General features: G+C 37.3%; 26 protein-coding genes and 1 tRNA gene. 19 read left to right on the top strand and 8 right to left on the bottom strand.

Annotated elements, in window-relative coordinates; genetic code table 11:
* Positions 1–88: 88 nt before the first annotated feature.
* The 8 genes from ybgC to nadA all read left to right on the top strand — a co-directional run bounded on the left by ybgC (position 89) and on the right by nadA (position 6581).
* Entirely contained in the window at positions 89–499 is a 411-nt protein-coding gene (gene ybgC, locus A6E06_RS03005; protein ID WP_065591566.1) for a tol-pal system-associated acyl-CoA thioesterase, read from the top strand.
* Positions 489–1175 (top strand): protein TolQ, encoded by a 687-nt coding sequence (gene tolQ, locus A6E06_RS03010; protein WP_065591567.1) that lies wholly within the window; start codon positions 489–491, stop codon positions 1173–1175. Before ybgC ends, tolQ begins: the two co-directional genes overlap by 11 nt.
* Positions 1175–1621 (top strand): protein TolR, encoded by a 447-nt coding sequence (gene tolR / locus A6E06_RS03015; protein ID WP_060990580.1) that lies wholly within the window; start codon positions 1175–1177, stop codon positions 1619–1621. The genes tolQ and tolR overlap by 1 nt, the downstream gene beginning before the upstream one ends.
* 15 nt (positions 1622–1636) lie before the next feature.
* Positions 1637–2668 (top strand): cell envelope integrity protein TolA, encoded by a 1032-nt coding sequence (gene tolA / locus A6E06_RS03020; protein WP_065591568.1) that lies wholly within the window; start codon positions 1637–1639, stop codon positions 2666–2668.
* Positions 2669–2678: 10 nt separating this feature from the next.
* Complete coding sequence (gene tolB, locus A6E06_RS03025; RefSeq protein WP_065591569.1) at positions 2679–4031, top strand: Tol-Pal system beta propeller repeat protein TolB; 1353 nt, start codon at positions 2679–2681, stop codon at positions 4029–4031.
* Positions 4032–4063: 32 nt separating this feature from the next.
* Positions 4064–4627: a peptidoglycan-associated lipoprotein Pal gene (pal, locus tag A6E06_RS03030; protein ID WP_060990583.1), complete on the top strand. Its 564-nt coding sequence runs from the start codon at positions 4064–4066 to the stop codon at positions 4625–4627.
* A gap of 25 nt (positions 4628–4652) precedes the next feature.
* Positions 4653–5420 (top strand): tol-pal system protein YbgF, encoded by a 768-nt coding sequence (ybgF, locus tag A6E06_RS03035; RefSeq protein ID WP_065591570.1) that lies wholly within the window; start codon positions 4653–4655, stop codon positions 5418–5420.
* 111 nt (positions 5421–5531) lie between these two features.
* Complete coding sequence (gene nadA / locus A6E06_RS03040; protein WP_065591571.1) at positions 5532–6581, top strand: quinolinate synthase NadA; 1050 nt, start codon at positions 5532–5534, stop codon at positions 6579–6581.
* 87 nt (positions 6582–6668) lie between these two features.
* Here nadA and A6E06_RS03045 read toward each other — a convergent pair whose 3' ends face one another.
* A complete protein-coding gene (locus tag A6E06_RS03045) occupies positions 6669–7124 on the bottom strand; it encodes a hypothetical protein (RefSeq protein ID WP_065591572.1) in 456 nt (151 codons plus the stop codon).
* A gap of 112 nt (positions 7125–7236) precedes the next feature.
* Entirely contained in the window at positions 7237–8244 is a 1008-nt protein-coding gene (locus A6E06_RS03050) for an AraC family transcriptional regulator (RefSeq protein WP_065591573.1), read from the bottom strand.
* 274 nt (positions 8245–8518) lie between these two features.
* Here A6E06_RS03050 and A6E06_RS03055 point away from each other — a divergent pair, with 274 nt between their 5' ends.
* From A6E06_RS03055 to A6E06_RS03070, 4 genes are read left to right on the top strand one after another with little or no spacing between them, the layout of a single operon-like run.
* Positions 8519–9646, top strand: coding sequence for an HlyD family secretion protein (locus tag A6E06_RS03055; protein ID WP_065591574.1), 1128 nt, complete (start codon positions 8519–8521; stop codon positions 9644–9646).
* Positions 9636–10655: a DUF2955 domain-containing protein gene (locus A6E06_RS03060; RefSeq protein ID WP_065591575.1), complete on the top strand. Its 1020-nt coding sequence runs from the start codon at positions 9636–9638 to the stop codon at positions 10653–10655. The genes A6E06_RS03055 and A6E06_RS03060 overlap by 11 nt, the downstream gene beginning before the upstream one ends.
* Before the next feature lie 28 nt (positions 10656–10683).
* The gene (locus A6E06_RS03065; protein ID WP_065591576.1) at positions 10684–11745 is read left to right on the top strand and encodes an AI-2E family transporter; all 1062 of its coding nucleotides are present in this window, start codon (positions 10684–10686) and stop codon (positions 11743–11745) included.
* Between the two features lie 2 nt (positions 11746–11747).
* On the top strand, positions 11748–12410 hold the full coding sequence (locus A6E06_RS03070) for a potassium channel family protein (protein ID WP_065591577.1): 663 nt from the start codon (positions 11748–11750) through the stop codon (positions 12408–12410).
* A gap of 442 nt (positions 12411–12852) precedes the next feature.
* Here A6E06_RS03070 and A6E06_RS03075 read toward each other — a convergent pair whose 3' ends face one another.
* Positions 12853–13443, bottom strand: coding sequence for a UPF0149 family protein (locus tag A6E06_RS03075; protein WP_065591578.1), 591 nt, complete (start codon positions 13441–13443; stop codon positions 12853–12855).
* A 330-nt stretch (positions 13444–13773) separates the two neighbouring features.
* Here A6E06_RS03075 and A6E06_RS03080 point away from each other — a divergent pair, with 330 nt between their 5' ends.
* From A6E06_RS03080 to A6E06_RS03105, 6 genes are all read left to right on the top strand, one after another.
* Positions 13774–14226: an L-alanine exporter AlaE gene (locus tag A6E06_RS03080; RefSeq protein ID WP_065591579.1), complete on the top strand. Its 453-nt coding sequence runs from the start codon at positions 13774–13776 to the stop codon at positions 14224–14226.
* Positions 14227–14556: 330 nt separating this feature from the next.
* Positions 14557–14644 (top strand) — tRNA-Ser (locus A6E06_RS03085).
* A 167-nt stretch (positions 14645–14811) separates the two neighbouring features.
* Positions 14812–15198: a thiol-disulfide oxidoreductase DCC family protein gene (locus A6E06_RS03090; protein ID WP_065591580.1), complete on the top strand. Its 387-nt coding sequence runs from the start codon at positions 14812–14814 to the stop codon at positions 15196–15198.
* Between the two features lie 37 nt (positions 15199–15235).
* Positions 15236–15943, top strand: a complete 708-nt coding sequence (locus tag A6E06_RS03095) for an SDR family oxidoreductase (RefSeq protein WP_065591581.1) — start codon at positions 15236–15238, stop codon at positions 15941–15943.
* A 179-nt stretch (positions 15944–16122) separates the two neighbouring features.
* Positions 16123–17481, top strand: a complete 1359-nt coding sequence (gene hflX, locus A6E06_RS03100) for a GTPase HflX (RefSeq protein WP_065591582.1) — start codon at positions 16123–16125, stop codon at positions 17479–17481.
* Between the two features lie 4 nt (positions 17482–17485).
* Positions 17486–17911: a GNAT family N-acetyltransferase gene (locus tag A6E06_RS03105; protein ID WP_065591583.1), complete on the top strand. Its 426-nt coding sequence runs from the start codon at positions 17486–17488 to the stop codon at positions 17909–17911.
* Positions 17912–18039: 128 nt separating this feature from the next.
* Here the strand turns inward: A6E06_RS03105 and A6E06_RS03110 are convergent, their stop codons facing one another.
* The 5 genes from A6E06_RS03110 to A6E06_RS03130 form a co-directional block, all read right to left on the bottom strand.
* A complete protein-coding gene (locus tag A6E06_RS03110) occupies positions 18040–18357 on the bottom strand; it encodes a hypothetical protein (protein ID WP_065591584.1) in 318 nt (105 codons plus the stop codon).
* Between the two features lie 83 nt (positions 18358–18440).
* Entirely contained in the window at positions 18441–19601 is a 1161-nt protein-coding gene (locus A6E06_RS03115) for an MFS transporter (RefSeq protein ID WP_065591585.1), read from the bottom strand.
* A gap of 281 nt (positions 19602–19882) precedes the next feature.
* Entirely contained in the window at positions 19883–20737 is an 855-nt protein-coding gene (locus A6E06_RS03120) for a carboxylate/amino acid/amine transporter (protein WP_065591586.1), read from the bottom strand.
* 143 nt (positions 20738–20880) lie between these two features.
* Positions 20881–21243 (bottom strand): DUF333 domain-containing protein, encoded by a 363-nt coding sequence (locus A6E06_RS03125; protein WP_065591587.1) that lies wholly within the window; start codon positions 21241–21243, stop codon positions 20881–20883.
* A 26-nt stretch (positions 21244–21269) separates the two neighbouring features.
* Positions 21270–21662 (bottom strand): cystatin domain-containing protein, encoded by a 393-nt coding sequence (locus A6E06_RS03130; RefSeq protein ID WP_065591588.1) that lies wholly within the window; start codon positions 21660–21662, stop codon positions 21270–21272.
* 306 nt (positions 21663–21968) lie between these two features.
* Here A6E06_RS03130 and A6E06_RS03135 point away from each other — a divergent pair, with 306 nt between their 5' ends.
* Positions 21969–24464 (top strand): cache domain-containing protein, encoded by a 2496-nt coding sequence (locus tag A6E06_RS03135; protein ID WP_141676873.1) that lies wholly within the window; start codon positions 21969–21971, stop codon positions 24462–24464.
* The last annotated feature ends 14 nt before the right edge of the window (positions 24465–24478 follow it).

A 24478-nucleotide genomic window follows, 5' to 3' on the forward strand; every position in this document is an offset into this window, starting at 1 on the left:
CTCCAAAATCCAGATTTCATATAGTGAAAATAGTAAGTTATCAGTTATAGTTACCCTATTATTTTTCAATAAAAAGAGAAATGTTGTAGTGAATAAAAGCGCATTTAGATGGCCTATAACCATTTATTATGAAGATACCGATGCCGGTGGCGTTGTTTATCATTCCAATTACCTTAAATTTTTTGAGCGAGCACGTACAGAATTATTACGTCATCATGGTGTTTCTCAAAAAGTGTTATTAGAAAAATCAGTAGGATTTGTCGTTAAAAATGTAACGATGGACTTCATTCAAGGGGCTCGCCTAGATGAGCAACTTATTGTTGAAACATTCATAACAGAAATTAAAAGGGTATCACTGACCTTTTGTCAGTTATTGGTTAATTTTGAAGGGAAAGTATTGTGCAAAGCTACAGTTAAGGTAGCCTGTATTGATAACGCTAAAATGAAACCAACAGCGATACCATTATTTATACTATCGGAGATATCTTGTGACAGGTGAACTATCAATTCTCGATCTATTTTTACAAGCTAGTTTATTAGTTAAGATCGTGATGCTTATTTTATTGAGCTTATCTGTAATGTCATGGGCAATGATTTTTAAACGCTCAAAAGTATTAGCGGTTGCTAGGAGTGATGCAGAGCGTTTTGAAGATAAATTTTGGTCAGGAATGGACTTAGCTCAATTATTTAATGAAGTTAAAGTACGTAAAGAGAGAATTAGTGGAACCGAGAAGATTTTTTACTCAGGTTTTAATGAGTTTTCTCGTTTATCTCGTGTAAATGGCTCGTCATCAGAAGCGGTGATGGATGGTTCAATTCGTTCAATGCGTGTCACTGTATCTCGTGAAGTTGACAGTCTTGAAACAAATTTACCATTTTTAGCAACCGTAGGTTCAATTACACCATACATTGGTTTGTTTGGTACGGTATGGGGCATCATGCATGCATTCATTGCGTTAGGTGCAGTGAAACAAGCAACGCTAGCGATGGTTGCTCCAGGTATTGCAGAAGCTCTCGTTGCTACAGCAATGGGCTTGTTTGCTGCAATTCCAGCGGTAATTGCATATAACCGTTTAAGTGTGAAAGTAGGTAAGCTTGAACATAACTATGCTGCATTTATGGATGAATTTACAAGTATTTTACACCGACAAGCAATGACAAGTCAGGAGAAGTAATGTCTGGCTATCAACCGAAGAAAAGAAAATTAACAGCTGAGATTAATGTCGTTCCATATATTGATGTCATGTTAGTACTACTAATTATCTTTATGGTAACCGCTCCGTTTGTAACTCAAGGCGTAGATGTTGAGTTGCCAGAGATGACGAATACGAAATCAGCACAAGCGATGGCAGGAGAAGATCCAAATGCTACGTTTATTATTGTTGAAGTAGATAAAGACGGCAATCTCGGTTTAAGTGTTGATAATCAAGAAGTGCGTCGTCCAATGTCTATGCAAGAAATGATCACTAACGTTAAAGCTGAATTGAGTATTAAACCAAATTCACCCGTTGCGGTTGGTGGTGATGCTAGCACGCCATATTCAGAGATAGTTCTAGTGCTTGATGAACTAAGCCGTGCAGGGGTAAGTAAAGTTGGATTACTTACCGATCTCAAGGAATAGAGTGAATAATCATTGATGAAATCGGATAATAATTACACTTTTGCCATCATTGTTTCTGTCGTATTGCATTTGCTACTCGTTGCTGCATTGCTTTTGGGTAGTGATTTTTCTATGGATGAAAAAAAACAACCTAATACCATTCAAGCGGTTGTTATCGACCCGAACACGATTGCAAAACAAGCTTCGCAAATTCGTCAAGAAAGAGACAGAGCGGAACGTGCAGAGAACGAGCGATTAAAACGATTAAAACAACAATCGGATCAATTGGAAAAAAATCGTAAAGCCGAAGAAGATCGAATTCGTAAACTTAAAGAGCAGCAAGTCAAAGAGAAAAAAGCAGCTCGTAAAGCAGAAGATGACAGAAAAAAAGCAGCCGTAGCTGAAAATGACCGAAAACGTAAAGCAGAGACTGCGGCTAAGGTTGAAGCCGCAAGAGTTGCTAAAGTAAAAGCAGATAAAGAAAAAGCGGCGAAAGCGTCAGCAGAAAAAGCGAGAGTAGATAAAGAACGAGCAGCTAAAGCAGAAAAAGAACGTTTGGCTAAAGAAAAAATAGCCAAAGAAAAAGCGGCTAAAGCAGACGCTGATAAAAAAGCGAAGGCTGAAGCTGAACGAGTTGCAAAAGCGAAAGCCGCAACAGAAAAAGCACGACAAGATAAAGCTCGAGCAGCGAAAGCAGAAGCTGAGCGCAAACAAAAAGAAGCCGCGTTGAATGATATTTTTGCGGGTTTAGAAGATGAAACGGTTCAAAATAGCTCTGCGAAACAACAGCATATTGATGATGAAGTTAATCGATATGGCGCTATTTATACTCAAATGATCCAGCAAAACTTATTAATAGATGAGGCTTATATAGGTAAAAGCTGTCGCGTGAAAATTAAATTAGCATCATCAGGGTTATTGCTATCAGTGACAACATTAAGTGGTGATGCACAAGTATGCCGTTCAGCGAAGACGGCAGTAACAAAAGTAAATGTATTCCCAATGCCAACTGACGGTGATGTTGTTGCTAAACTAACAAACATAAACCTTACGGTAGAGCCAGAATAAGGAAGAACAAGTGTTTAAACGATGGATATTAACTCTCTTTGTCGTCTGTTTAAGTTTTAGTCAGATCGCAAGAGCAGAATTAGAACTGGTTATTACAGAAGGCGTAGATTCAGCAAGACCAATTGGCATTGTGCCTTTTAAATGGCATGGCGAAGGCAAGTTACCACAAGATATTTCCGCTATCATTTCATCTGATTTGCAGCGCAGTGGTAAGTTTAGTCCAGTTGCTACCAATAAAATGCCACAAACACCATATAAAGATTCGGATATTAATTACGAAGCTTGGACGAAAATGGGGGTAGACGCGATTGTTACCGGTGAAGTGAAGCTTAATGCTCAAGGTAAATATGAAGTAACTTATAAGTTAATTGACGTTGTAAGAGGTCAATTAACAAAAGGTAACTCAAAGGCATTAAATAACGCAGGTGAACTGGTTTCAACGAAAGACCATATTCTTGTTAATAAAGTCGCGACATTATCAACTAAGCAACTTCGTAAATACGCACACCGTATTTCTGATGTAGTCTATGAGAAATTAACCGGTGAGAGAGGGGCTTTTTTAACTCGTATTGCCTATGTTGTGGTGAGTGATAAAGCACAATATCCATACCAGTTAAGAATCGCAGATTATGATGGTTATAATGAACGTTTGGTATTGAAATCTAAACAACCAATTATGTCTCCAGCGTGGTCTCCTAATGGTAAGAGATTGGCTTATGTGAGTTTTGAAAATAGAAAATCACAAGTATTCATTATGAATATCTATACGGGTAAGAGAGAACTAATCGCTTCTTATCCTCGTCATAATGGAGCCCCTCGCTTCTCACATGATGGCAAAGAGCTTGCGATAGTATTATCAAAAACTGGGAGTTTGCAGGTTTATATCGTCAATTTACAGACGAAGAAAATGCGTCAAATAACTCGCGGAAGATCAAATAATACAGAACCTTTTTGGGCTCCTGATAACAAGTCTTTAATATTTACTTCAGATCGGGGTGGTAAACCTCAGATTTATAGAGTAAATTTAGAAGACGGTTTAACAAAACGTTTAACCTGGCAAGGCAGTCAAAATCTTGGTGGGCAGATTACTCCAGACGGTAAATTTATTGTTATGGTTAATCGCTCAGAGACTGGATTTAATCTAGCGAAACAAGATTTAGAAACAGGTGCCGTTCAGGTCTTAACTAAGACACTACTGGATGAGTCACCGAGTATTGCGCCTAATGGCGGCATGGTGATTTACAGTTCCATTTATAGAAAACAGAATGTACTTTCAATGGTTTCTATAGATGGCCGTTTCAAAGCTCGCTTACCAGCGACAAACGGACGTGTAAGGGCACCAGCGTGGTCGCCATTTTTATAGCTACTAAATATTTAGGAAATAAGGAAAATATAATGCAACTAAATAAACTTCTTAAGAGTCTTTTAATCGCGCTGCCTGTGGTTGCTCTTTCTGCTTGTAGTTCTAGCGACAGCGCAACTGACAGTACTGCTGGCCAAGAATCAACAAATGCTGCAGAAACTCAAACAACTGGCGCTGAAGGCCAAACTGATACAACAGTTGTTTCAGCTATCGACGCTGATGCTCAAATGACAGAAGAAGAAGTTCGTGCTCAAGCAGAGCAAGAGCTTCGTAAAGTTCAAACAGTTTACTTCGCGTTTGATAACTCAACAATCTCTTCTGAATACGAAGATATGCTTGCAGCTCACGCGGCTTTCTTAAGCGCTAATGCAGACGTTAAAGTAACAGTAGAAGGTCATGCTGATGAGCGTGGTACTCCTGAGTACAACATCGCACTAGGCGAGCGCCGTGCTAAAGCAGTTTCTAAATACCTACAAGCTCTAGGTGTTTCAGCTGATCAAATCTCTATCGTAAGCTACGGTGAAGAGAAGCCTCTAGTATTAGGTCAATCTGCTGAAGATTACGCTAAAAACCGTCGCGCAGTATTAGTATACTAATCGACAGTTTATAAGGCAGACTTATATGAAATACAGTAACCTTAAGCGATTAATTCCGCTTACGTTGCTGGCGAGTGCGGCGACCCTTGTGGTCGCCGCTCCTGCTCCAGTCACTGATTTAAATGCGACTTCGACTTCTTCTACTCCTGCATCTTCTTCAAGTATTGAGCGTTTAGAACGCTTAATTCAAAGTCGTAACCAAATTCAACTCCAACTTCAACAACAACTTGATGGTTTATCTGAAGAATTATCAGAGATGCGTGGAATGGTTGAACGTAATACTTACGACCTTGAACAAATGCTAGAGCGCCAACGTCAGTTGTATATTGAAATCGACACACTGAGAACAGCAAAGCCAGTTCCTGTAGCAACACCGACCGATGCTACAGACGCTTCATCTTCAGGTGCATATGCTACTGATACTAACGAAAATGAAGCATATCAAAACGCGGTAGATTTGATTTTAAAGAAAAAAGATTATGCAGGTGCAACTAAAGCATTCCAAGATTTTGTTGCTGCCTATCCTGATTCGGTTTACAACTCGAATGCACATTATTGGCTAGGTCAGCTTTATTTTGCGCAAAAGAACGATATTGAAGCCGCTAAGAGTTTTGCAAAGGTAGTAAGCTACTCTGACTCTAATAAACGCGCAGATGCGTTATTGAAATTAGGTGAGCTTGCTAAACGTAACAATAACAATGCAGCTGCAACTAAATACTATCAAAAAGTACTGAAAGAGTACCCTGATAGCACCACCGCTAAAACAGCGGATAAGCAGTTGAAGTCGTTATAAATCCAATGTAAAAAGGAGCTCATGAGCTCCTTTTTTATTACCACTGTCTTGCCGCTTATACCATAAGGGGTATAATGCTCAGATTATTTTTAAAAATTAATGAGCTGAGCAATGGGCCATATTTTAGATCACGTCGACACGGTATATCCTTTTCCACCAAAACCTACGAAGCTAAGTGCTGATGAAAAAGCACAATACATAGCTAAAATTAAGCAGTTACTGAATGATAAAAATGCGGTACTAATTGCTCACTACTATACCGATCCTGAAATTCAAGCATTGGCTGAAGAAACGGGTGGTTTTGTTGGTGATTCATTAGAAATGGCTAAGTTTGGTAACCGTCATGAGGCACAAATATTAGTGATTGCTGGTGTTCGCTTTATGGGGGAGTCTGCAAAAATTCTAACGCCTGAAAAAACCATCTTAATGCCAACATTAGAAGCTGAATGTTCTCTGGATTTAGGCTGTCCTGCTGACAAGTTTACTGAGTTCTGTGATGCTCACCCTGATCATACTGTTGTTGTATATGCGAATACATCAGCAGCAGTGAAAGCCCGTGCTGATTGGGTAGTAACGTCAAGTATTGCTCTTGAAATTGTTGAACATCTTGATGATGAAGATAAAAAAATCATCTGGGGACCAGACCGCCATTTAGGTTCGTACATTGCTAATAAAACAGGCGCTGATATGCTGTTATGGCAGGGCGAATGTATTGTTCATGATGAGTTCTCAGCAAAAGCATTAAAAGACGCAAAGGCACTTCATCCTGATGCTGCGGTATTAGTTCACCCTGAGTCACCAGCCAGTGTGGTTGAGTTAGCTGATGCGGTTGGTTCTACTAGCCAATTAATTAAAGCTGCTAAAGAATTACCGCAACAAAAAATGATAGTGGCAACTGATAAAGGTATCTTTTTTAAGATGCAACAAATGGTGCCAGACAAAGAGTTATTAGAAGCGCCAACTGCTGGTGCTGGTGCAACTTGCCGTAGTTGTGCGCATTGCCCTTGGATGGCGATGAATGGTCTTGTTGCGATTGAGAAAGCCTTAAATGAAGGTGGTGCAGATCATGAAATTTTCGTTGATGAAGAGATCCGCGTAAAATCACTTATTCCACTAAATCGTATGTTAGATTTTGCGGAGCAGCTAAACGCAAATAAGTAATTGAATAAACGATTTGATAAAAAATGGCGACCTCTATGTGGTCGCCATTTTTATTTATTAAGCATTCTTATTTTATAAAGGTTTTAATTATTTTTCTTTCTCACTCAAAGCAAAGTAAATTTTAGATACGGTGATTTCTGCAATTAAGATAGTAAACACTACAGCGAAGAAAGCCACTACACCATTCAATGGACCATCAAACGATACCTTGTCACCAAATAGAATATTAATAGCTTCTAACATAATAAACTTACTACCAACTAAAATCACATAGCTACTTAACCCTCGGTATATTTTTGGTGCTGTACCTGGTTTATTTTTAAAGTAATCTGCAATTCGGTGTTCTGCATTGATCGATAACTTCAATAATAACTGCAATAAAATCGCAGCAGCGAATGATATAGTAAATGATTCTATGTTTACAAAATCCCAATATTCGTCAAAAAAATTCAATACTGTTAAATCAACAAGAACTGCTAGTGTATAGCCGACAAATAAACGTTGAGGAGTATTAAAACCATATTCTTTTTCTACTGAGCTCATAATAATTCCTGATTGCTAATTAAATTGATGTAATGTTTTTATGTTTATTATATTGCCTAAATATTATTTAAATTAAAAGTGAAAGAAAATTGATTGGCGTATAATGGTAAATTCATTCCACCAGTCCCAAAATAGACTTTTTATATATTTTTGGTGTTAACCCACTAATGCGTTTAAATGCTCGTGAAAAATGAGAAATATTATTATAACCAAGTTGGCTTGATATATGGGTCAATGAGTGACCTTCTTCCATTAATTCACATGATATTGATAAGGTAAGACTTTCTTTTAGTTGCCTAAATGACGTTCGTTCTTCTTTTAGTCGACGTTGGAAAGTCCTTGGTGTCATTTGTAATAACTTAGCGGCTTGCTTAATATTTAAAGAGTGCTCCCGAACATAAGGAAGTAATGAGGTAAAAACACTATCACTGAAGCTAGAATGCCACTCAACGAGTGGTTCTTTATGCTTAGTGTCTGATGGAATAAATTTAACGGTAGAGTTAAGAATTTTTTCATCAATCAATAATGCACTTTTACTTTGAGATATAAAAAATTGTGTTTTTTGATTTAGTGCTGAACGAATTATCTCATCATCAACGTGTTGTATCTTTACTTGTTCGGGAAACCAATCTGATTTTGTTAATGCTTGAATGAGTTCAATAATATATAAGACTGCAAAAACTTCGCCCCAAATAAAATAAATCGTATCTTCATAAGAGGCAGAGCGGCAGAGCCAGTATTTATCATATTCATTTTCAAAAGTAATCTCGCTGCCTGGCGAATCATGGTTGAATATGATGTTCACTTTTTCGAGTGCTTCCTTTACGGTTACGGTGCTATCAAATTGTTTAAGTATCTGAGGTATTATTCTTTGACGAAATGCAGTGCGTAATAATTCACTAAAACTATTTACACCAACCTGTGAAGACAGTAGATATACAAGGCGTTTAACCGGTTCTACTGGTAAATAATCTTTATCTGTTTCAAATAAGTCTGGTGGTAAGCCTGAATCATTTAATAGTTCTTGTACGTTGATACCATGCTTTGAAAACACGTCTAAAAGAATCTTTGTATATCCAGTGCGGATCATTGGTAATGGTTTTGAGGCTATTTTCTGCATAGATAGCGATCCTTTTTATTGCACATTTACTTGTAAGATTAATTATTGGCGCAAAATGGTAAGTTTTCATCCTATCTAGCCTGATATATTTGTTTTTATATTCTCTTTGCGACACAACCCCCAAATTTAATGCGTAAGGGTATTCCCGTCGTTATAAAGTTTTATATAAATAAACTATTAAATAATAAGTGAATTTTGACAAGCATTACTCGATTTATCTCAAAAAACAACTATACATATATATGAATGGAATCAATTAGTAGTAGGTTAAATTATGACGGAAAAAATAGACGTGAATAAAAAAGAAAATGAAGTAGAACAAGCAGTTGAAGCGCCTAAAAAAGTAAATAAAGTTCGAAAAATTACGAATTACTTATTAATTACGGTCTCTGTTTTATTATTGTTTAGCATTATTTCAGATCGAGTGATTCCATTAACAGATAATGCCAGAGTAAAAGGTTATGTTGTCCCAATTAAACCCCAAGTATCTGGACAGGTTCTTGATATTTTAGTTCAGCCTAATCAGTTAGTTAAGCAAGGGGATGTGCTTGCTAAATTAAATCCAGTTGATTATCAAATTGCGGTAAAACAAGCAGAACAAAGTTTAGAAATTGCAGGGCAAAATGTAGGGGCTCAAACTGCAGCGATTGCGTCTTCACAAGCAAGATTAACAAGTGCAAACGTTGAATTAGAAAATGAGAAGTTGCAATCTGCACGGATTCTTGAAATGGCTGAACGAGGTGTCGTTTCTCAATCAGATGCCGATCAGGCTCGTGCAAAGATAGCAACAGCACGAGCTAATGTGACTAACGCTCGAGCCGATCTTGAAAAATCGAAAAGCCAACTGGGTGCAGATGGTGAAGACAACAGTCAAATTAAAGCGGCATTGTTAGCTTTAGAACAAGCTCAAATTAATTTAGAGCGAACAGAAGTAAAAGCACCTACTGCAGGAGGGGTCTCTAATTTTAGTCTTTCTGAAGGTTTCTATGCCTCTGCTGGACAACCAATCATGACCTTTGTATCAACGGAAAGTATATGGATTGAAGCTTATTTTCGTGAGAACAGTTTAGGCAATATTAAAGTGGGCGATGAAGTTGATATTGCACTTGATTTTGCGCCAGGAAAGGTGATTAAAGGAACGGTTTCTAGCGTTGATTGGGGCGTTGATTGGGGACAAAACAATCAAGCTGGGAAATTAGCACAAGCCAATAATCAAACTGGCTGGCTTCGCCAAACTCAAATGCTACCGATAGCTATTGAATTTGAACATTCACAAACCACAGGATTATTACGTATTGGCGGGCAAGCTGATGTGATTGTTTATAGTGGTGATAATATTGTTTTCAATACGATTGGTAAGTTGTGGATCCGTTTCGTGAGCTTGATGTCTTATGTTCGATAGCCTTATCGAGAATACTCGAATTCAAACGAAGATAATTCGATATACCGTTGGTGTTGGCTTAGCTGTATTTTTGGCCGCTTGGATTGATTGGCCACTTGCTTTTGTTGCGCCTGTATTTGTCGCTAAATTTTTAGTAGATAAACCAGAATTAAACAAAGAAACTATTTATGAACTAATGGTCGCAATGGTAATGACTATCGCGCTCGGATTGTTTTTAGCAAACGGTATTACTCAATACCCAATCCCAATGTTAATTATTATCGGGTTAATGATGTTATGGGGCTATTATTTATTTACTGACCCTAAGTGGAATTTGTTTGCAACAATATTGATTATTGCTGTATTAATGTTGCCTTTTATGGCGATATCAAATCCTGGAGTCTCTGTCTTTTTAGCGACAGGATTAAGTAGTTCAGGGGTTGTTGCAGTACTGATTTTTGCTTTTGTTCATATTTACTTCCCTGAGCCAGAATCAACGTTCTCAGGTTATCAACCTTCTCCATTATCAAAACAACAACGATGGCATGCGGCTTTTAGAGCGATGATTATTTCTTTTCCTGTTGTTTGTTTTTTCTTTATTTTTCAAATATCTGAAGCATTATTAACTATGATGTTTATTGCTTTATTATCACTAATGATCACGGGTGAAAAGTCCGTTAAGTTAAGTGCATTTTTAATTATTAGTAATAGCATTGGCGGCTTGTTGGCAATAGGCGTTTTTTCTGTCTTAACTCTTGCACCAAATATTGTGTTTTACACTTTGTTTATTTCATTTGTGGCTATCATTATTGCAACGCAAATTTACACTAAACCAGATAAGGCACCAATATATACAACGGCATTTAGCACGGTACTTGTCTTGTTAGGCAGTACTTTAATGAGCTCAGGTGATATTGATAACAATATGTTGATACGCATATTTCAATTATTTTTAATTGGAATTTATATGATAGTTGTTTCTTTTTTCTTAGAAACTCGTCATTGGAAATTTTTAAATATGCAGACTTAAGTGTGCATGTAAATAACAAGGAATGTTTATGAAATTTGAAACTGACTTTTCGAAACAGGCTATCGATGCATTTATTAAAATTGCAGCGATTGCGGTTTTAGTTTATTGGTGTTTTTCCATATTACGACCTTTTATTTTGCTTGTTGTATGGGGTGGGATTATCGCCACGGCTTTATATCCAGTCGTAGTGTGGGGGAATAAGAAATTTGGATTTAGTAAAGGTAAAATGAGTGGAGGGTTGGCGTTTATTGGCGTTGTGCTTTTACTTATTCCACTGATTGCTATTTCTACAGGGTTGTATACTAGTGGGTCGGAGTTAATTACGGGTTATCAAGATGGAACCATTTCTATTCCTAAGCCAGATGCAAGCATGGCTGATTGGCCCGTTATTGGTGAAAAAGCGTATGCATTTGGTATTCAAGCATCATCTAATTTAGAAAGTGTATTTTTGAAGTATGGAGAGGAAGTTAAAGCGATTGTAAGCAAGCTAGCTTCACTTGTCGGGTCACTTGGTGGTGGATTCATTCAATTTATAATCTCAACTATTATCGCAGGTGCTTTCATGGCAAATGCAGATAAATGTGAACGTGCATTTATTTTAATCGCGGACAGATTAACGGGTGAACATGGCGAAGCATTAACCACACTGTCGAAAACGACAGTTAGAGGGGTTGTGCAAGGCGTAATTGGTGTTGCTGTCATACAATCAATTATGGCAGGTATAGGAATGGCTTTTGTTGGCGTTCCTGCGCTTGGTTTATGGATGCTGCTTGTTATGCTTGTGGCTATAATTCAACTTCCTCCTATCTTAGCTTTACTTCCGGTAATTTTTTACGTGTTCAGTGTAGATACAACGACAACGGCGGTTATTTTTCTTATTTGGTGCATTATTGTCAGTGGTAGTGATGCAGTATTAAAACCAATGTTATTAAGCCGTGGTTCTGATATTCCAATGTTGGTTATTTTATTAGGAGCATTAGGAGGAATGGCAATGTCAGGTATTGTAGGTTTATTTGTTGGCGCAGTTGTTCTGAGTTTAACGTATCAGCTATTTACGGTTTGGTTAGACAGTGAAGCAAAAGAGGATTAAAGATGAAGAAAGTGTCAAGAGATGACAATTTTTACTTCTTATTTTTTGCTTTATTAGGCTTGTTATTTACTAGCGCAATGATGCAACAATTATTTGAAGAGGGGCAAAAGATGATTTTGGCTCTGATCATTGTCTGCTTAGCACTTTCAATTGTCGGTGTAAATCATAAACAAACCTTTTATCGTAGCTGGTATGGGTTTCTATTAACTCTTGCTGGTATTTCAGGAGCCTTTTCATTTTTTGAAGGTTATGATTTGTCATTAGTGACGTTAATAGCGCTGTTATTTTTTCTACTCTCTCATACTTACGCAGCATTAAAACAAGTTATGTTAACTGATTATGTTAGCCGAAATCAGATTGTAGGTTCGGTTTGTGTTTATCTTTTACTTGGGGTGTCGTGGGCAATTATTTATCTTATTCAAATAGAGCTTTTTCCGCAGTCATTCTATGGGATTGAAGATAAAGCTTGGATTGATAACCTCTTTGAAGTTATTTATTTTAGTTTTATAACACTAACAACGGTGGGGTATGGTGATATTTCTCCTGTACTACCTATACCTAAGTTTTTTGTTTTTCTTGAGTCACTTACTGGAAGTTTTTATCTTGCGATAATGGTTGCAAGCCTAGTGAGCAGTCGATTAAATCAATCAGATAATCACCGTTAATTCAATTCTTATCTTATAAGATGCACCGCGTTATTTTTATAAGGTAACGTGATGCATACAGTATTTATATTATTAACTCATCACATAGCTATACGTTTTCTTACTTGCCCAAACAATCCCTTTAAAAATATTTAAGCATGATCTTATTACGAACTGTGAGATAGAAAGACTTAACTCTTTAGCAACTTTTAATATGTGATAGAAATCAGAGTGTTTAAAATCATTGATTGTCATTTTAGTATCCAACGTAAGTGGCATCCGAACCAGGGTAGAAGTCATTTGATTGAGAGAATAATACGTTGAAAATGGAAATAATAATTACCATTTAGCGCCAATGACGAAAGATTTAGTCAGTTAATATGAAAGTGCATGTAACAAAAATGGCGACCGCATAGGACGCCATTTTCATTATTACTCTTATTTCGATCTCTAGGTTTATATATTACGCTTCTCTGTTTGCTTCGGCTTCTGCAAGCTCATAACCACGCATAGTTAAACCACAAAGCATCATAGGAACGGCATTGTAGATTTCTACAAATTCATCCAAGCCTTCAATGCCTTGTTCTTTTAGTGTATTTAGTGCTGTTTCTGGATCAAAAAGCATACTTATTGATAATAATACACCACCAAGTAGAGCGTTATTTTCACTCTCTTCAGGCATTAATGTTTCCCAATCATCACGAGTTAATTGCCAACCTTGTAATAAACCTTCAGAAAACTGGCGAGTATGCGTAGTTATAATTTCTTCGTCATCAAGTTGACAAGCTTCAGGCCATTGCCATTTACCAGCAAGGAAACCTTCGCGGTAGTCATTCCATAAATTAACAACAGCATTAGCATATGCTTCTAATTCTTCAGCGGTGGTGAAAGGAGATACTTCTTCTCCACCCCATAAAAAAGCTAACCATTCATTTGGGTTAATAAGGTTTGGAGCTGCTGCCATCGCAGCAACAAATCCTTGCGTTTGCGCTTCAGTAAGTAGTTTGTTTTCTAATTCAGGGTTTGAAAGAATTGCCGTAAGTGATAAAGACATAATGTTCTCATTTCATTCAAAGTTTCCACTATTGTATCAAGAACTTTTAACATTGTCTGAACAGAAATATTGCCTTAATTTTTAGTCATCAATTAAGTTATTTTTTTGTGAAAGTTAATTACGAATTCTAACAAGTAGCTGATTAAACTGATTTTAAATTAAAAATTAGCTGTAAATTTACTACATCGTGTTAACTTCGAGATCTAATTCTAATTAAGTTGTGGTTTAATAGTGATAATTACTGCTCCGTTGGATTGCTGTAGTTCGTATGACTGTAATTTGCAACTTAACTAGTGTTATTAACCTTAAATTTTTTGGAGATGGACTGAAATGTCTAGAAAAGGGCCATTTAGTATTCGCAATGCTGCGGCTGATACATTTGCAATGGTGATTTTTTGTTTTATTACGGGCATGTTTATTGAAATGTTAGTTTCTGGGATGACATTTGAGCAATCATTAGCTTCTCGAACCTTATCTATACCAGTGAATATTGCTATCGCATGGCCTTATGGTGTGTTTCGGGATTTTATGTTGCGTCAAGGCTCTCGAGTATCGTCAGCCTCTTTCATGAAAAATCTTTCAGACTTAACTGCATACGTCTTATTTCAGTCTCCAGCTTATGCTGCAATTTTATTTACGGTAGGGGCTAGTACAGATCAAATTATTACTGCCGTTTCAAGTAATGCCGTTGTTTCGTGCGTGATGGGTGTTTTCTATGGCTATTTCCTTGATGCTTGTCGTAAAGCGTTTAAAGTTCCTGGATATACCCGAAAAGCACATTAATGAGTTCGGTATCTAACTTTTAAAGCCAGCAACTTTTTGTTGGCTTTTCATCTTTAAATTTTTAGATTAGATAATGTAAATCCTAAGTTTAATTGGTTTGATTGGTATATCGACAGTTTCTGCATATCGTTATCTTCAGAAAAAGAGTAGAAACAAGAAACAAGAGGCTAGTGACGGTGGTTAAAGCCTAATATGTAGGCTTTAATGCTTATATTCCGACCAAGAAGAGTGAAAATAGAGCAAACAGGAAGGCGAAAGAAAGAAAGGCCTTGACCATTCCCTGCTAAATCATTAAATTAGCGCTCGTTGTCTCGAAAAGAACAACAATTTGGTGAGTTGTCCGAGTGGCTGAAGGAGCACGCCTGGAAAGTGTGTGTATGGCAACGTACCGAGAGTTCGAATCTCTCACTCACCACCACATTTGAAACCCTAGCAGAAATGCTGGGGTTTTTTCGTTTTAAGCCCCTAGAAACCTTTGTTTATACTTCCTCGCAATAAATACTTTTCAAACATTAATCTTTTATTTTGATCTAAAAAGCAGCGAATAACGTAGAATTTCGTAATATTCAAAAAATAGAGAATGGTATGTATCAGTTAACGATTTTTTATGATGGTACTTGCCCGTTGTGTGTCAAAGAGATGAATGCACTTATTGCGCAAGATAATAAACAAAAGATTAAAACAATTGATATCTATAGCGAAGAGTTTTCTGCTTATCCGCAAATTGACGCTAACGCTGCAAACACCGTTTTGCATGGGTTAAATGCAAATGGTGAGCTCTTTCTTGGATTAGATGTAACGTATAAAGCGTGGAGTTTAGTAGGGAAAGGTTGGCTCTATGCTCCATTACGTTGGCCTGCTATCAAGCCAGTTGCGGATTGGTGTTATCTTCGTTTTGCCAAAAATCGTTATCGCGTTTCATACTGGTTAACGGGATCCTCGAGTTGCAATAAAAACAGTTGCTTAAAATAGTATTGTGAATTTGGCGTAACTCATGTGAGGGGATGTGATGAAAATCTTGATTGTTGGGGGAAATGGAGGAATTGGGTTCGCGATGCTGCAAGAGAGTCTTACCAGATTTTCTGATGCTCAGGTCCATGCAACTTACCGACAAACTAAGCCACAGTGGCACCATGCACGAGTGGTTTGGCACAAAATTGATGCGAGCAGTAATGAAGACGTGAAATCATTGAGTGAGCGATTCGATGATATTGATTGGGTTATTAATTGTGTTGGCATGCTACATACTCCAGATAAAGGGCCAGAGAAAAATCTTAGTGCAATAGATGAGGCGTTTTTTCAACAGATGATGACCATTAATACGCTGCCTACCTTATTATTAGCAAAGTACTTTACACCAAAATTGAAACGGGCAGATAAACCTAAGTTTGCGGTTATTTCAGCTAAGGTTGGTAGTATTTCAGATAATCAATTGGGTGGATGGTACAGTTACAGAGTATCAAAGGCCGCTTTAAATATGTTCATCAAAACCATGTCAATTGAATGGCAGAGAATGATAAGAGAAGGGGTGGTATTAGCCCTTCATCCTGGAACGACAGATACCGCATTATCTGAACCTTTCCATAGGAATGTCCCTAAAGGGAAATTATTTACTCCAGAGAGGGTCGCACATGATCTGATCGGTTTGATAGAATCAAGTACACCGCAAAAGAGTGGTTCATTTTTGGCTTATAACGGAGAACAATTACCTTGGTAGTGTTAAATGATCGATAAGACTGTTTTCATTGCAGTGATATACCGATGATTTATCACTAATTAAAGTAATATATGTATTTAGTTTTTTATTTCGCTATAAAGCTTATCCAGAACAGCGTAGGATCAAGGTAACTTTAGATAATAATTAGGTTTGGGTTTCGGCTCACTAAGATAAAAACCATGAAATTAACAGAGAAACCATCACTTAACCACGCGTTACTTATTTCTATTTGCACACCGCAATTCAAAGGTGATGAAGCAAAAGAATCCCTTGCAGAGCTTGGACGATTAGTGACAACTTTAGGATTTAAAGTTGTTGGTACACAATCACAAAAACAAAGCTCAACCCAACGAGTGAATGTATTGGGTGCAGGTAAACTGGCTGAAATCGCGCACATTACGGGTAATCAAGGCGAAAATGATGACGCAGACACTGAAGACTTCTTTGATGAAACAGACTTTGGTGATGTCCCGTCGGAAAATTTACCTTTTGGTTGTGCTGATGTGGTGGTTTTTGACTGCGATTTAAGCCCGTCACAGTTACGTAATGTAGAAAACCAATTAGGTGTAAAAGTCTTTGACCGCACCGGTATCATCATTGAAATATTCAGTCGCCACGCTCGTACTCGAACCGCTCGATTACAAGTTGAAATGGCTCGCCTTAATTATGTAGCTCCACGATTAAGAGAATCTACCATTGGTGATAACGAACGCCAAATGGGTAAAGGCGCAGGTGAAACAGATCTAGAATTAGATCGCCGTAAAGTGCGAGATCAATTAGCTGAATTACGTCGAGAGTTAGAAAGTGTTCAAAGTGAGCTGAAGGGCCGCCGTAAACAGCGTTCAGAGCTTTTCTGTGTTGCTTTAGTTGGATATACCAATGCCGGCAAATCATCCATGATGCGAGCGCTTACAGGAAGTGAAGTACTAGTAGAAGACAAACTTTTTGCCACCCTTGATACTACTGTACGTGCACTATATCCAGTTACTCAGCCTCGTATTTTAGTATCAGATACTGTTGGGTTTATTAAAAAACTACCTCACGATTTGGTTGCATCATTCCACTCAACACTAGCGGAAGCACATGATGCTTCATTATTGTTGTATGTTGTAGATGCGTCTGATGCGTCTTTCCGCACACAACTTGATGTTGTGCATGAAGTATTAAAAGAAGTAGGCGTAGAAGACGTTAAGAAGCTACTTGTGCTTAATAAGTCAGATCAATTGACGGTTGAGCAACAAGAAGAGTTAATGGAAGAATTTCCCGATGCGATGATGACATCAACTCGAAATCCTCTTGATATTGCGGAACTGCATAAGTATATCGTTGACGTTTCTCAACATGAAATGATTGAGGAAGACATCATTGTTCCTTATACCGCAAAAGGTATCATTGGTGAAATTCGTTCAAGCATGAGTGTCGTTAAAGAAGAATATGAATACAGCCATATTAAACTGACGGTACGTTCAAGTGCGATTGACTTAGCAAGGCTGAACAAACTGATGTCTAATTTATCAGAAGATAATGATAGCGAGTAATTCCATGTTTGAAGTTAAAAATGTTGAATATCTAGGTGATAATAAAAATGCCATTCGTGAAGTTCGTGATACGGTCTTTATTAAAGAGCAACAAATAGACCCGGAGATTGAGTTTGATGGGTTAGATGAGGTGGCAGTGCATGCACTTGTTTTATTTGATGGTAAAGCGGTGGGTACTGGACGAATTTTAGACGATGGTCATATTGGTCGCATTGCAATTATTAAAGAGTTTCGTGCAAAAGGCTTAGGCTCTAAAATTGTACTGTCATTAATAGATGAAGCAATAGAAAAGGGCTATGATCGAGTGTATTTAGGCTCTCAAAAGCACGCTATCGACTTCTATACTAAATTAGGTTTTCAACCCTACGGTGAAGAGTTTATTGAAGCGGATATTCCTCATTTATCGATGGAAAAGCGATTAAATAATTAACATCATGTGTGGATTCATTCGAATAATAGGCTCATTGTCATTAAATGAATATTAATGGTGGGAATAGGTTTTTATAGTAATAAAAAAGCGCATTATGTTGAATGCGCTTTATATAAATAGATACTAACTTAGTAATCGCTGTCGCTTGGTTCAATAAAAAACTCACCATCGATGGTTTCAGCAATTTCTAGAATTTTCACAATCTCACCATTAATCGTGATGTTTGCTAGGCGGACAGGATCTTCATCATAAGGATGGAAGGGCGCCATTTGTAATTCGATACGGTATTCTTCGTCATCAGGACCTTGGAACCAACCTTCACCAAACTCAAGATCAATTTCATCGCCTTCTTCTGGACAAGTATGATAAGCCGAAACAATTAGGGCACCTTCAAAATTAAGGGTGATTGTTTCGCCCCATTCAACAACGTATTGTGCATCTTCCATTGTAATTACTCATAAAGAATTCTTAGGGTGTATTGTATCGCTATGAACCCTAAGAACCTAATGTTAATACAAGATAGAACTAATTACTCTCCAGCAACCATTGGTCGATGTTGACGCAAACTTGCTAGTAACATATAAATTGCTGTTGCTAGCAAAATAGCAAATAAGTAGCTCATTAAGCCTTCAGCAGTATTCATTAAGGTATTTGCGAGTACTGGGCCACATACAGAGCCAATACTGTAACTAAATAACATAACTTGTGTTGCAGATACAATGTAAGACTCATCTAGCGTATCGCAGCCTAAAGAAATGGCAATTGGATATAACGCAAACGCAGCCATACCTAATAATACCAATGCAGTCGCTAAGACCGCAGTGCTATCACTTAATGTGGTTAAACCAATTGCAAATACACCTAGCACACAAAATAACGCCATTAACAAGGTTTTGCCTAAATGCTTAGATAAGTAAGACACAAGAGGTTGAACGGCCATGCCACCAAGAACAACCAGTGCCATTAAGCTGCCAATTTGAGTGATATTAATGTTTCTGTGCTTTAGCTCTAAAGGCATTAACCCATACACTGCGCCAAGCAATAAACCAGAAACAACACATCCCATGATAGACGCTTTGTTTAATTTTAAAATTTGTTTTAGGTTTAATACATTGTGGTGTTTAACTTGTGGTTGAGCGCCTTTACCAAATAGTAAGCAAGCAATTGCCATCATGATTAAGCCAATGATCATGTAATAAGGAAGTAATCCGTCAATACCGATAAAGCCAATTCCTAGCTGTCCTAGAGATGAACCACCATAAAGTGCACCCATATATAAACCAAGGCGTTTTGGACGACTTTCAGCATCGCCAATTAATAACCAAGATTCAACGACAACAAATACGCCAGCTACAGCAATACCAGCAATAAAACGAACCGTCATCCATACCCATTCCACAGGAGCTGCAGGTAGAATGATGATCGTTACCGCTAATAAGCCTAAAAAGAGAACAAAAGCATTTTTATGGCCAAGACGAGCCACAAAAGGTTCGATAAGTCCTGCCCCAACAAGTAAACCGGCATAGAAAGCACTGGCTAACCAACTGGCATATTTTGCCTCCATTCCGTACTGACTTAACATCAATGGGATAAGACTCATTAGGTATCCTGATGCTATAGCAAATAAAGAAAGAGCAACCACAGGGGTCAGTAGACCAGCTTGTGATTGAGTTGATGTAGTTGTGTTCACCGCAGTGCCTCAGAGTTATGAATAGGAAGTAGATTTTCCGCGACTATGAGGCTAAAAAGAAAGCAAGTAAAACGAGCAATTTTTCTTGTAAGGATAAAATTTACTCATCAATAACGACGGTAATTTAAAGAAAGTGAATCAATGAATATTGGCTTGAAATTATAGAAGAAAGAGAGGGGAATAAGACAGTTTATAGCAATTTATATCAGGAAAATAAGGCAAACATAGGGCATCATCTATGATTAAGAAGTAATGCCCATTTTACATCGAACCAAAGTTGGTTATTGGTTACGTTTTTTTTCTAATTGTTGGTTGACGATTAAAGCAATAAGAATCAATCCGCCGCCCAGACTTAAACGTAAGATATCCGCATCACGATTCCAAATTAATAGATTTACAAGAATGCCCGCAGGGATCAATAGATTATTCATTACCGCTAATACACCGACATTGACCAACGTTGCCCCTTTATTCCACATGAAATAACCAATCCCAGAAGCTATAGTGCCTAAATAAACCAACACACCCCATTGAGTTGTTGTTGTCGGGAGTTTTTCGCTATTACCAAACAGGGCGTAACAAACACAAGCGACGATCAAGGCACCAATAAAGAAGAATCCAAATACGGTCTTTTGCTCAATTTGTTGATCTTTCATTAGCCTCTTATAGCAAACTTGGCCAGTAGCAAAACAAAGATTGGCCGCCTGAACGGTTGCAAAGCCTAATAGAAATCCTGAATCGATACCATTGTAGCGAATGGCTACGGCACCAAGGGTGGCAATAACTGCGCTGATCATAAAGTGAGGATGAAATTTACCTTCAAAAGCATCATTTAATAGCGTGATATAAATAGGCGTCATCACCGTAAATAATAAAACTTCTGGAACGGTGAGATAGAGAAAAGATTGGTAATAAAACACATACATCAAGCCGAGCTGAATTGCTCCAATCGCCATTAGTTTAATCGCGATAGGCAGTGGCACTTGTTTAGGGCGTAAAAAAGGAAGAAAAACGACTGTTGCTAACCCAATACGCATCAAAACAGAGAACCAAGCATCAACTTGGCCTGCTAAGTACACGCCGATTAAGCTAAAAGAGAACGCCCAAAGTAGGGTGATAGAAAGTAAATATGACATGATTCATCCATTAATATAAGCAATAGATGCATTCTAAATGAGATTAACTATCAGTAAAGTAAAAGGTAACAAAAAAGGCCGAAAAACAGCCTTAATATATTGATAACAGTTATAGATAATGTAATGCAGATTCTATACGAATGTTATTTTTGACTGCTACGGTAGAAATCCCATGCATTAACTACTTCACCTGTCTTTAATGTACAGTCACTACTATCTAAGTTGTAAGCACCTTCTTGCTCAATACAATAGGCCGCTGCTGGATTCGGTTTTCCGACAGGCTTTGTCATGGTATGTTTTTGGCTTCGGTAGTATTCCCACGCATTAATAACATCACCATTATTTAATGTGCAGTTACCTGAGTCTAGGTCGTAGGTACCACGCTCTGCACAAAATTCTGCAGCAGGGTTTGCCATGTCAACCTTTGCTGGTTCTTTAGGTTCCGTTGAGCTGCAAGCAGCAAGAGAAAGAAGTAGGCCAAAAGCAATGATTGTTTTCTTAAACATAAAAAATCCTCGTAAATATAATGGTATTACTGACAGTCTTGACTGAAGCTGCCATGTTGGGCTGGTTGAGTCATTTTAAATTTACCTTTTAAGCTTCTGAACACTTTAGTATTCCAGATTTGACCATCATCTAATTCAAAATCAATTGCGTAATTAATGCCGTTAACCATTTGAGTTTTTACATCTAGGATTTGTTTCAGTTTTGCTGACGTATTCATCATACTTAGTACGTGATCTAATGCGGCTTTAACGTCAGGCGTGACAGAAGAGGTTACCCAACCTCCTGCCATTCCATTGTCAACATTGCACAGTGGATTGGTATTATCAGAAGAGAGTGTTGGAGTTTGTTCTGTTTGCTGAGAGCATCCTGCTGTGAATAGTAAAATTGAAGATAGTGTAAGTATCGTAAATCGTTTCATTTAATACCTCAGAAGAATGCATGAATAAATGGTGATAAATAAGAGTAATAATTTAGTACGGAAGGGGAGAGGATTCCAAAGGAAATTATTGTTTTATGCTTTACTTCTCATAATCAAAGCAATTTCTCATCTTAAATAATGCGTTCTTTCAGTACTTTTTCTTTTTTGTTTCAGTGAATAGGCGATGTATTTTTTGCAGAGCTCACGGCTATCATGGCTATTTATATTATTAACAGTAATAAAGATGTTATTTGAGTGTAAATTTATTTACTATTAGATGTTTGTTTTATAGTTGTGAATGAGAGTATGCCACGTAGATCTGATAAAAAATTATTAACCTTGATCTCCCTTATGCCAGTAGTCTTGATCGGTATTTTTACTTTTATCTTGAATGCGGTGGTTATTCATGAAAATAAAACAAAGGTTGAAACGTTAATTACTTCTCTACACAGTGAGTCGATAGAGAAAGAAAAAGATCAGATTGAACATCAAGTTGATACCATTCTTCAACAGATCAGTTATCAACAAAATTTAACGGAAGAAACCTTAAAGCGTTCCATTAAATTGCGGGTTGATGATGCCTATTCTACGTTAAGCTTTATCTACCAAAAAAATAAAAACAAACCTAAAAGTGAAATTATTGCTTTAATTTCTGATGCATTAAGGCAATCTCGCTTTAATGATGGTCGCGGCTACTTCTTTATTTATGGTATGGATGGAATTAATTTAATGCATCCTATTTTTCCCCATTTAGAAGGGGAGAACTTGTTGCAAACTAAAGACGTTCGCGGAGCCTACCCAGTTAAAAATTATATAAAAATGATGAAAGATAAAGGCGAAGGATTTAGTCGTTGGTGGTATCCAAAACCCGATGTAAAAAACGTCGAATTTGAAAAAATTGGTTATGCAAAATGGTTTAAACCATTAGATTTCTATATTGGTACCGGTGAATACATCGTTAATATTGAAGAAGATATTAAACAAAAACTGTTAGCTTGGATTTCAGAAGTCCGCTTTGGTGATCATGGTTATATCTTTTTACTTGATCAATATGGCAATACATTAGCCCATTACAATAAATTGAAAATTGCGCCTAATAAATACACGAAGGAATCACCTAATCAAGGGCCACTTACTCAACGTATACTTGCCTTAGCTAATCGTGGTGGTGGTTTTATGCAATATATCAGTGCATTTAAACCGGGGACATCAGAACAAGCAGAAAAACTCAGCTTTATTAAAGAATATCATGAATGGGGTTGGGTTCTTGGTGCTGGAGTTTATACCGATGAAAACAAACTACTTTTAGAAAAAAAAGAGGCGCTGTTACTAAAGCAGAATAAGATGGAGTTAACAAAAATACTGTTACTTACCTTAAGCTTAGCTCTTGTTCTTACCATGCTATCTTTGGGCGTGAGTAAATACATAGGAATGCGTTTTAATCAGTTTAAACGACGAATTAAAAGTGATTTTACCCTATTAGAAAAAACAAAAAATAAGATGCAATACATGGCGCTGCATGATGAATTAACGCAGTTGCCTAATCGTGTTTTATTAGAATCAAAAATAGAGCAAGCTATCCAACAAGCCAAAGAAGCAAAGCAATATTTAGCGGTAATGTTTGTTGATTTGGATGACTTTAAAAAAATAAATGACCGTTTTGGCCACGAAGTTGGGGATCTTTTATTAAAGTCGATTAGTCATAAATTTGATGAATTACTTTATAACGATGAAATAGTCTCGCGATTTGGTGGCGATGAATTTGTTTTTTGTATTCCATCGCTTAACTCAAAAGAAGAAGCGGAGCAAAAAGTAAAGACAATACAATCTGTATTTAAAGAAAGCTTTGCTATTAATGGGAAATCGATTAACACCAGTTGCAGTATCGGTGTCGCCATGTACCCAAGTGACGCAGATACCTCACTCGATTTGATTTCTAAAGCTGATATTGTGCTATATAAGTCAAAAGCTAAGCGAAAGGGTTCGGCTTTGTTTTTTGATCATACGATTGATGCACAAGTAAATTATGAGTTTAGTCTAGAAGAAGAGCTTCGCACGGCACTCAGTAATAATGAAATATCGGTTATGTATCAGCCTCAAATTGATATTGAGACGGGTGAACTATATGGGGTAGAAGCATTATCTCGTTGGCATAATAAAACGTTAGGCTTTGTCTCTCCTGTCGATTTTATAGCGGTTGCTGAAGAGATTGGTGGCATTGATGCGATAGGTGATTTTGTATTACAACGAGCCTGTGAAGACATTTTAACACTGATGGCTAATGGACTCGGTGCTGTGATGGTCTCTGTGAATCTGTCACCTAAACAACTTATTCAGCCTGATTTTATTCAAAGAGTAACAGCGATTGTCGATACCACCGGCATTGATATCTCCAGAGTTACTTTAGAGATAACAGAGAATATTCTCATCAGTGATTTAGAGGAAGTATCCCCAATACTTACACAATTACAACAGCTTGGGTTTGGGATCTCATTAGATGATTTTGGCACGGGTTATTCATCTTTAAGTTACTTAAATATATTACCGATCACTGAGATAAAAATTGACCGCAGTTTTATTAATAGTTTGTTTATCAATCAACAAAGTGAAACCTTAGTCAAAGCGATCATTGCAATCGGCGCATCGTGCCATATGAAAGTGGTTGCTGAAGGCGTTGAAACAAAAGAACAGTTGAATAAGTTAATTGAATATAAATGCGATTTGGTTCAAGGCTATTATTTTGATAAACCACTTTCTATTCATGACCTTTGTATTAAATACTCGGTGAATTCATTGGTATAACTAAAAAAGAGCAG

Origin of the sequence: Aliivibrio sp. 1S175 (genome assembly GCF_001690985.1) — a bacterium.
Taxonomy (GTDB): Bacteria; Pseudomonadota; Gammaproteobacteria; order Enterobacterales; family Vibrionaceae; genus Aliivibrio.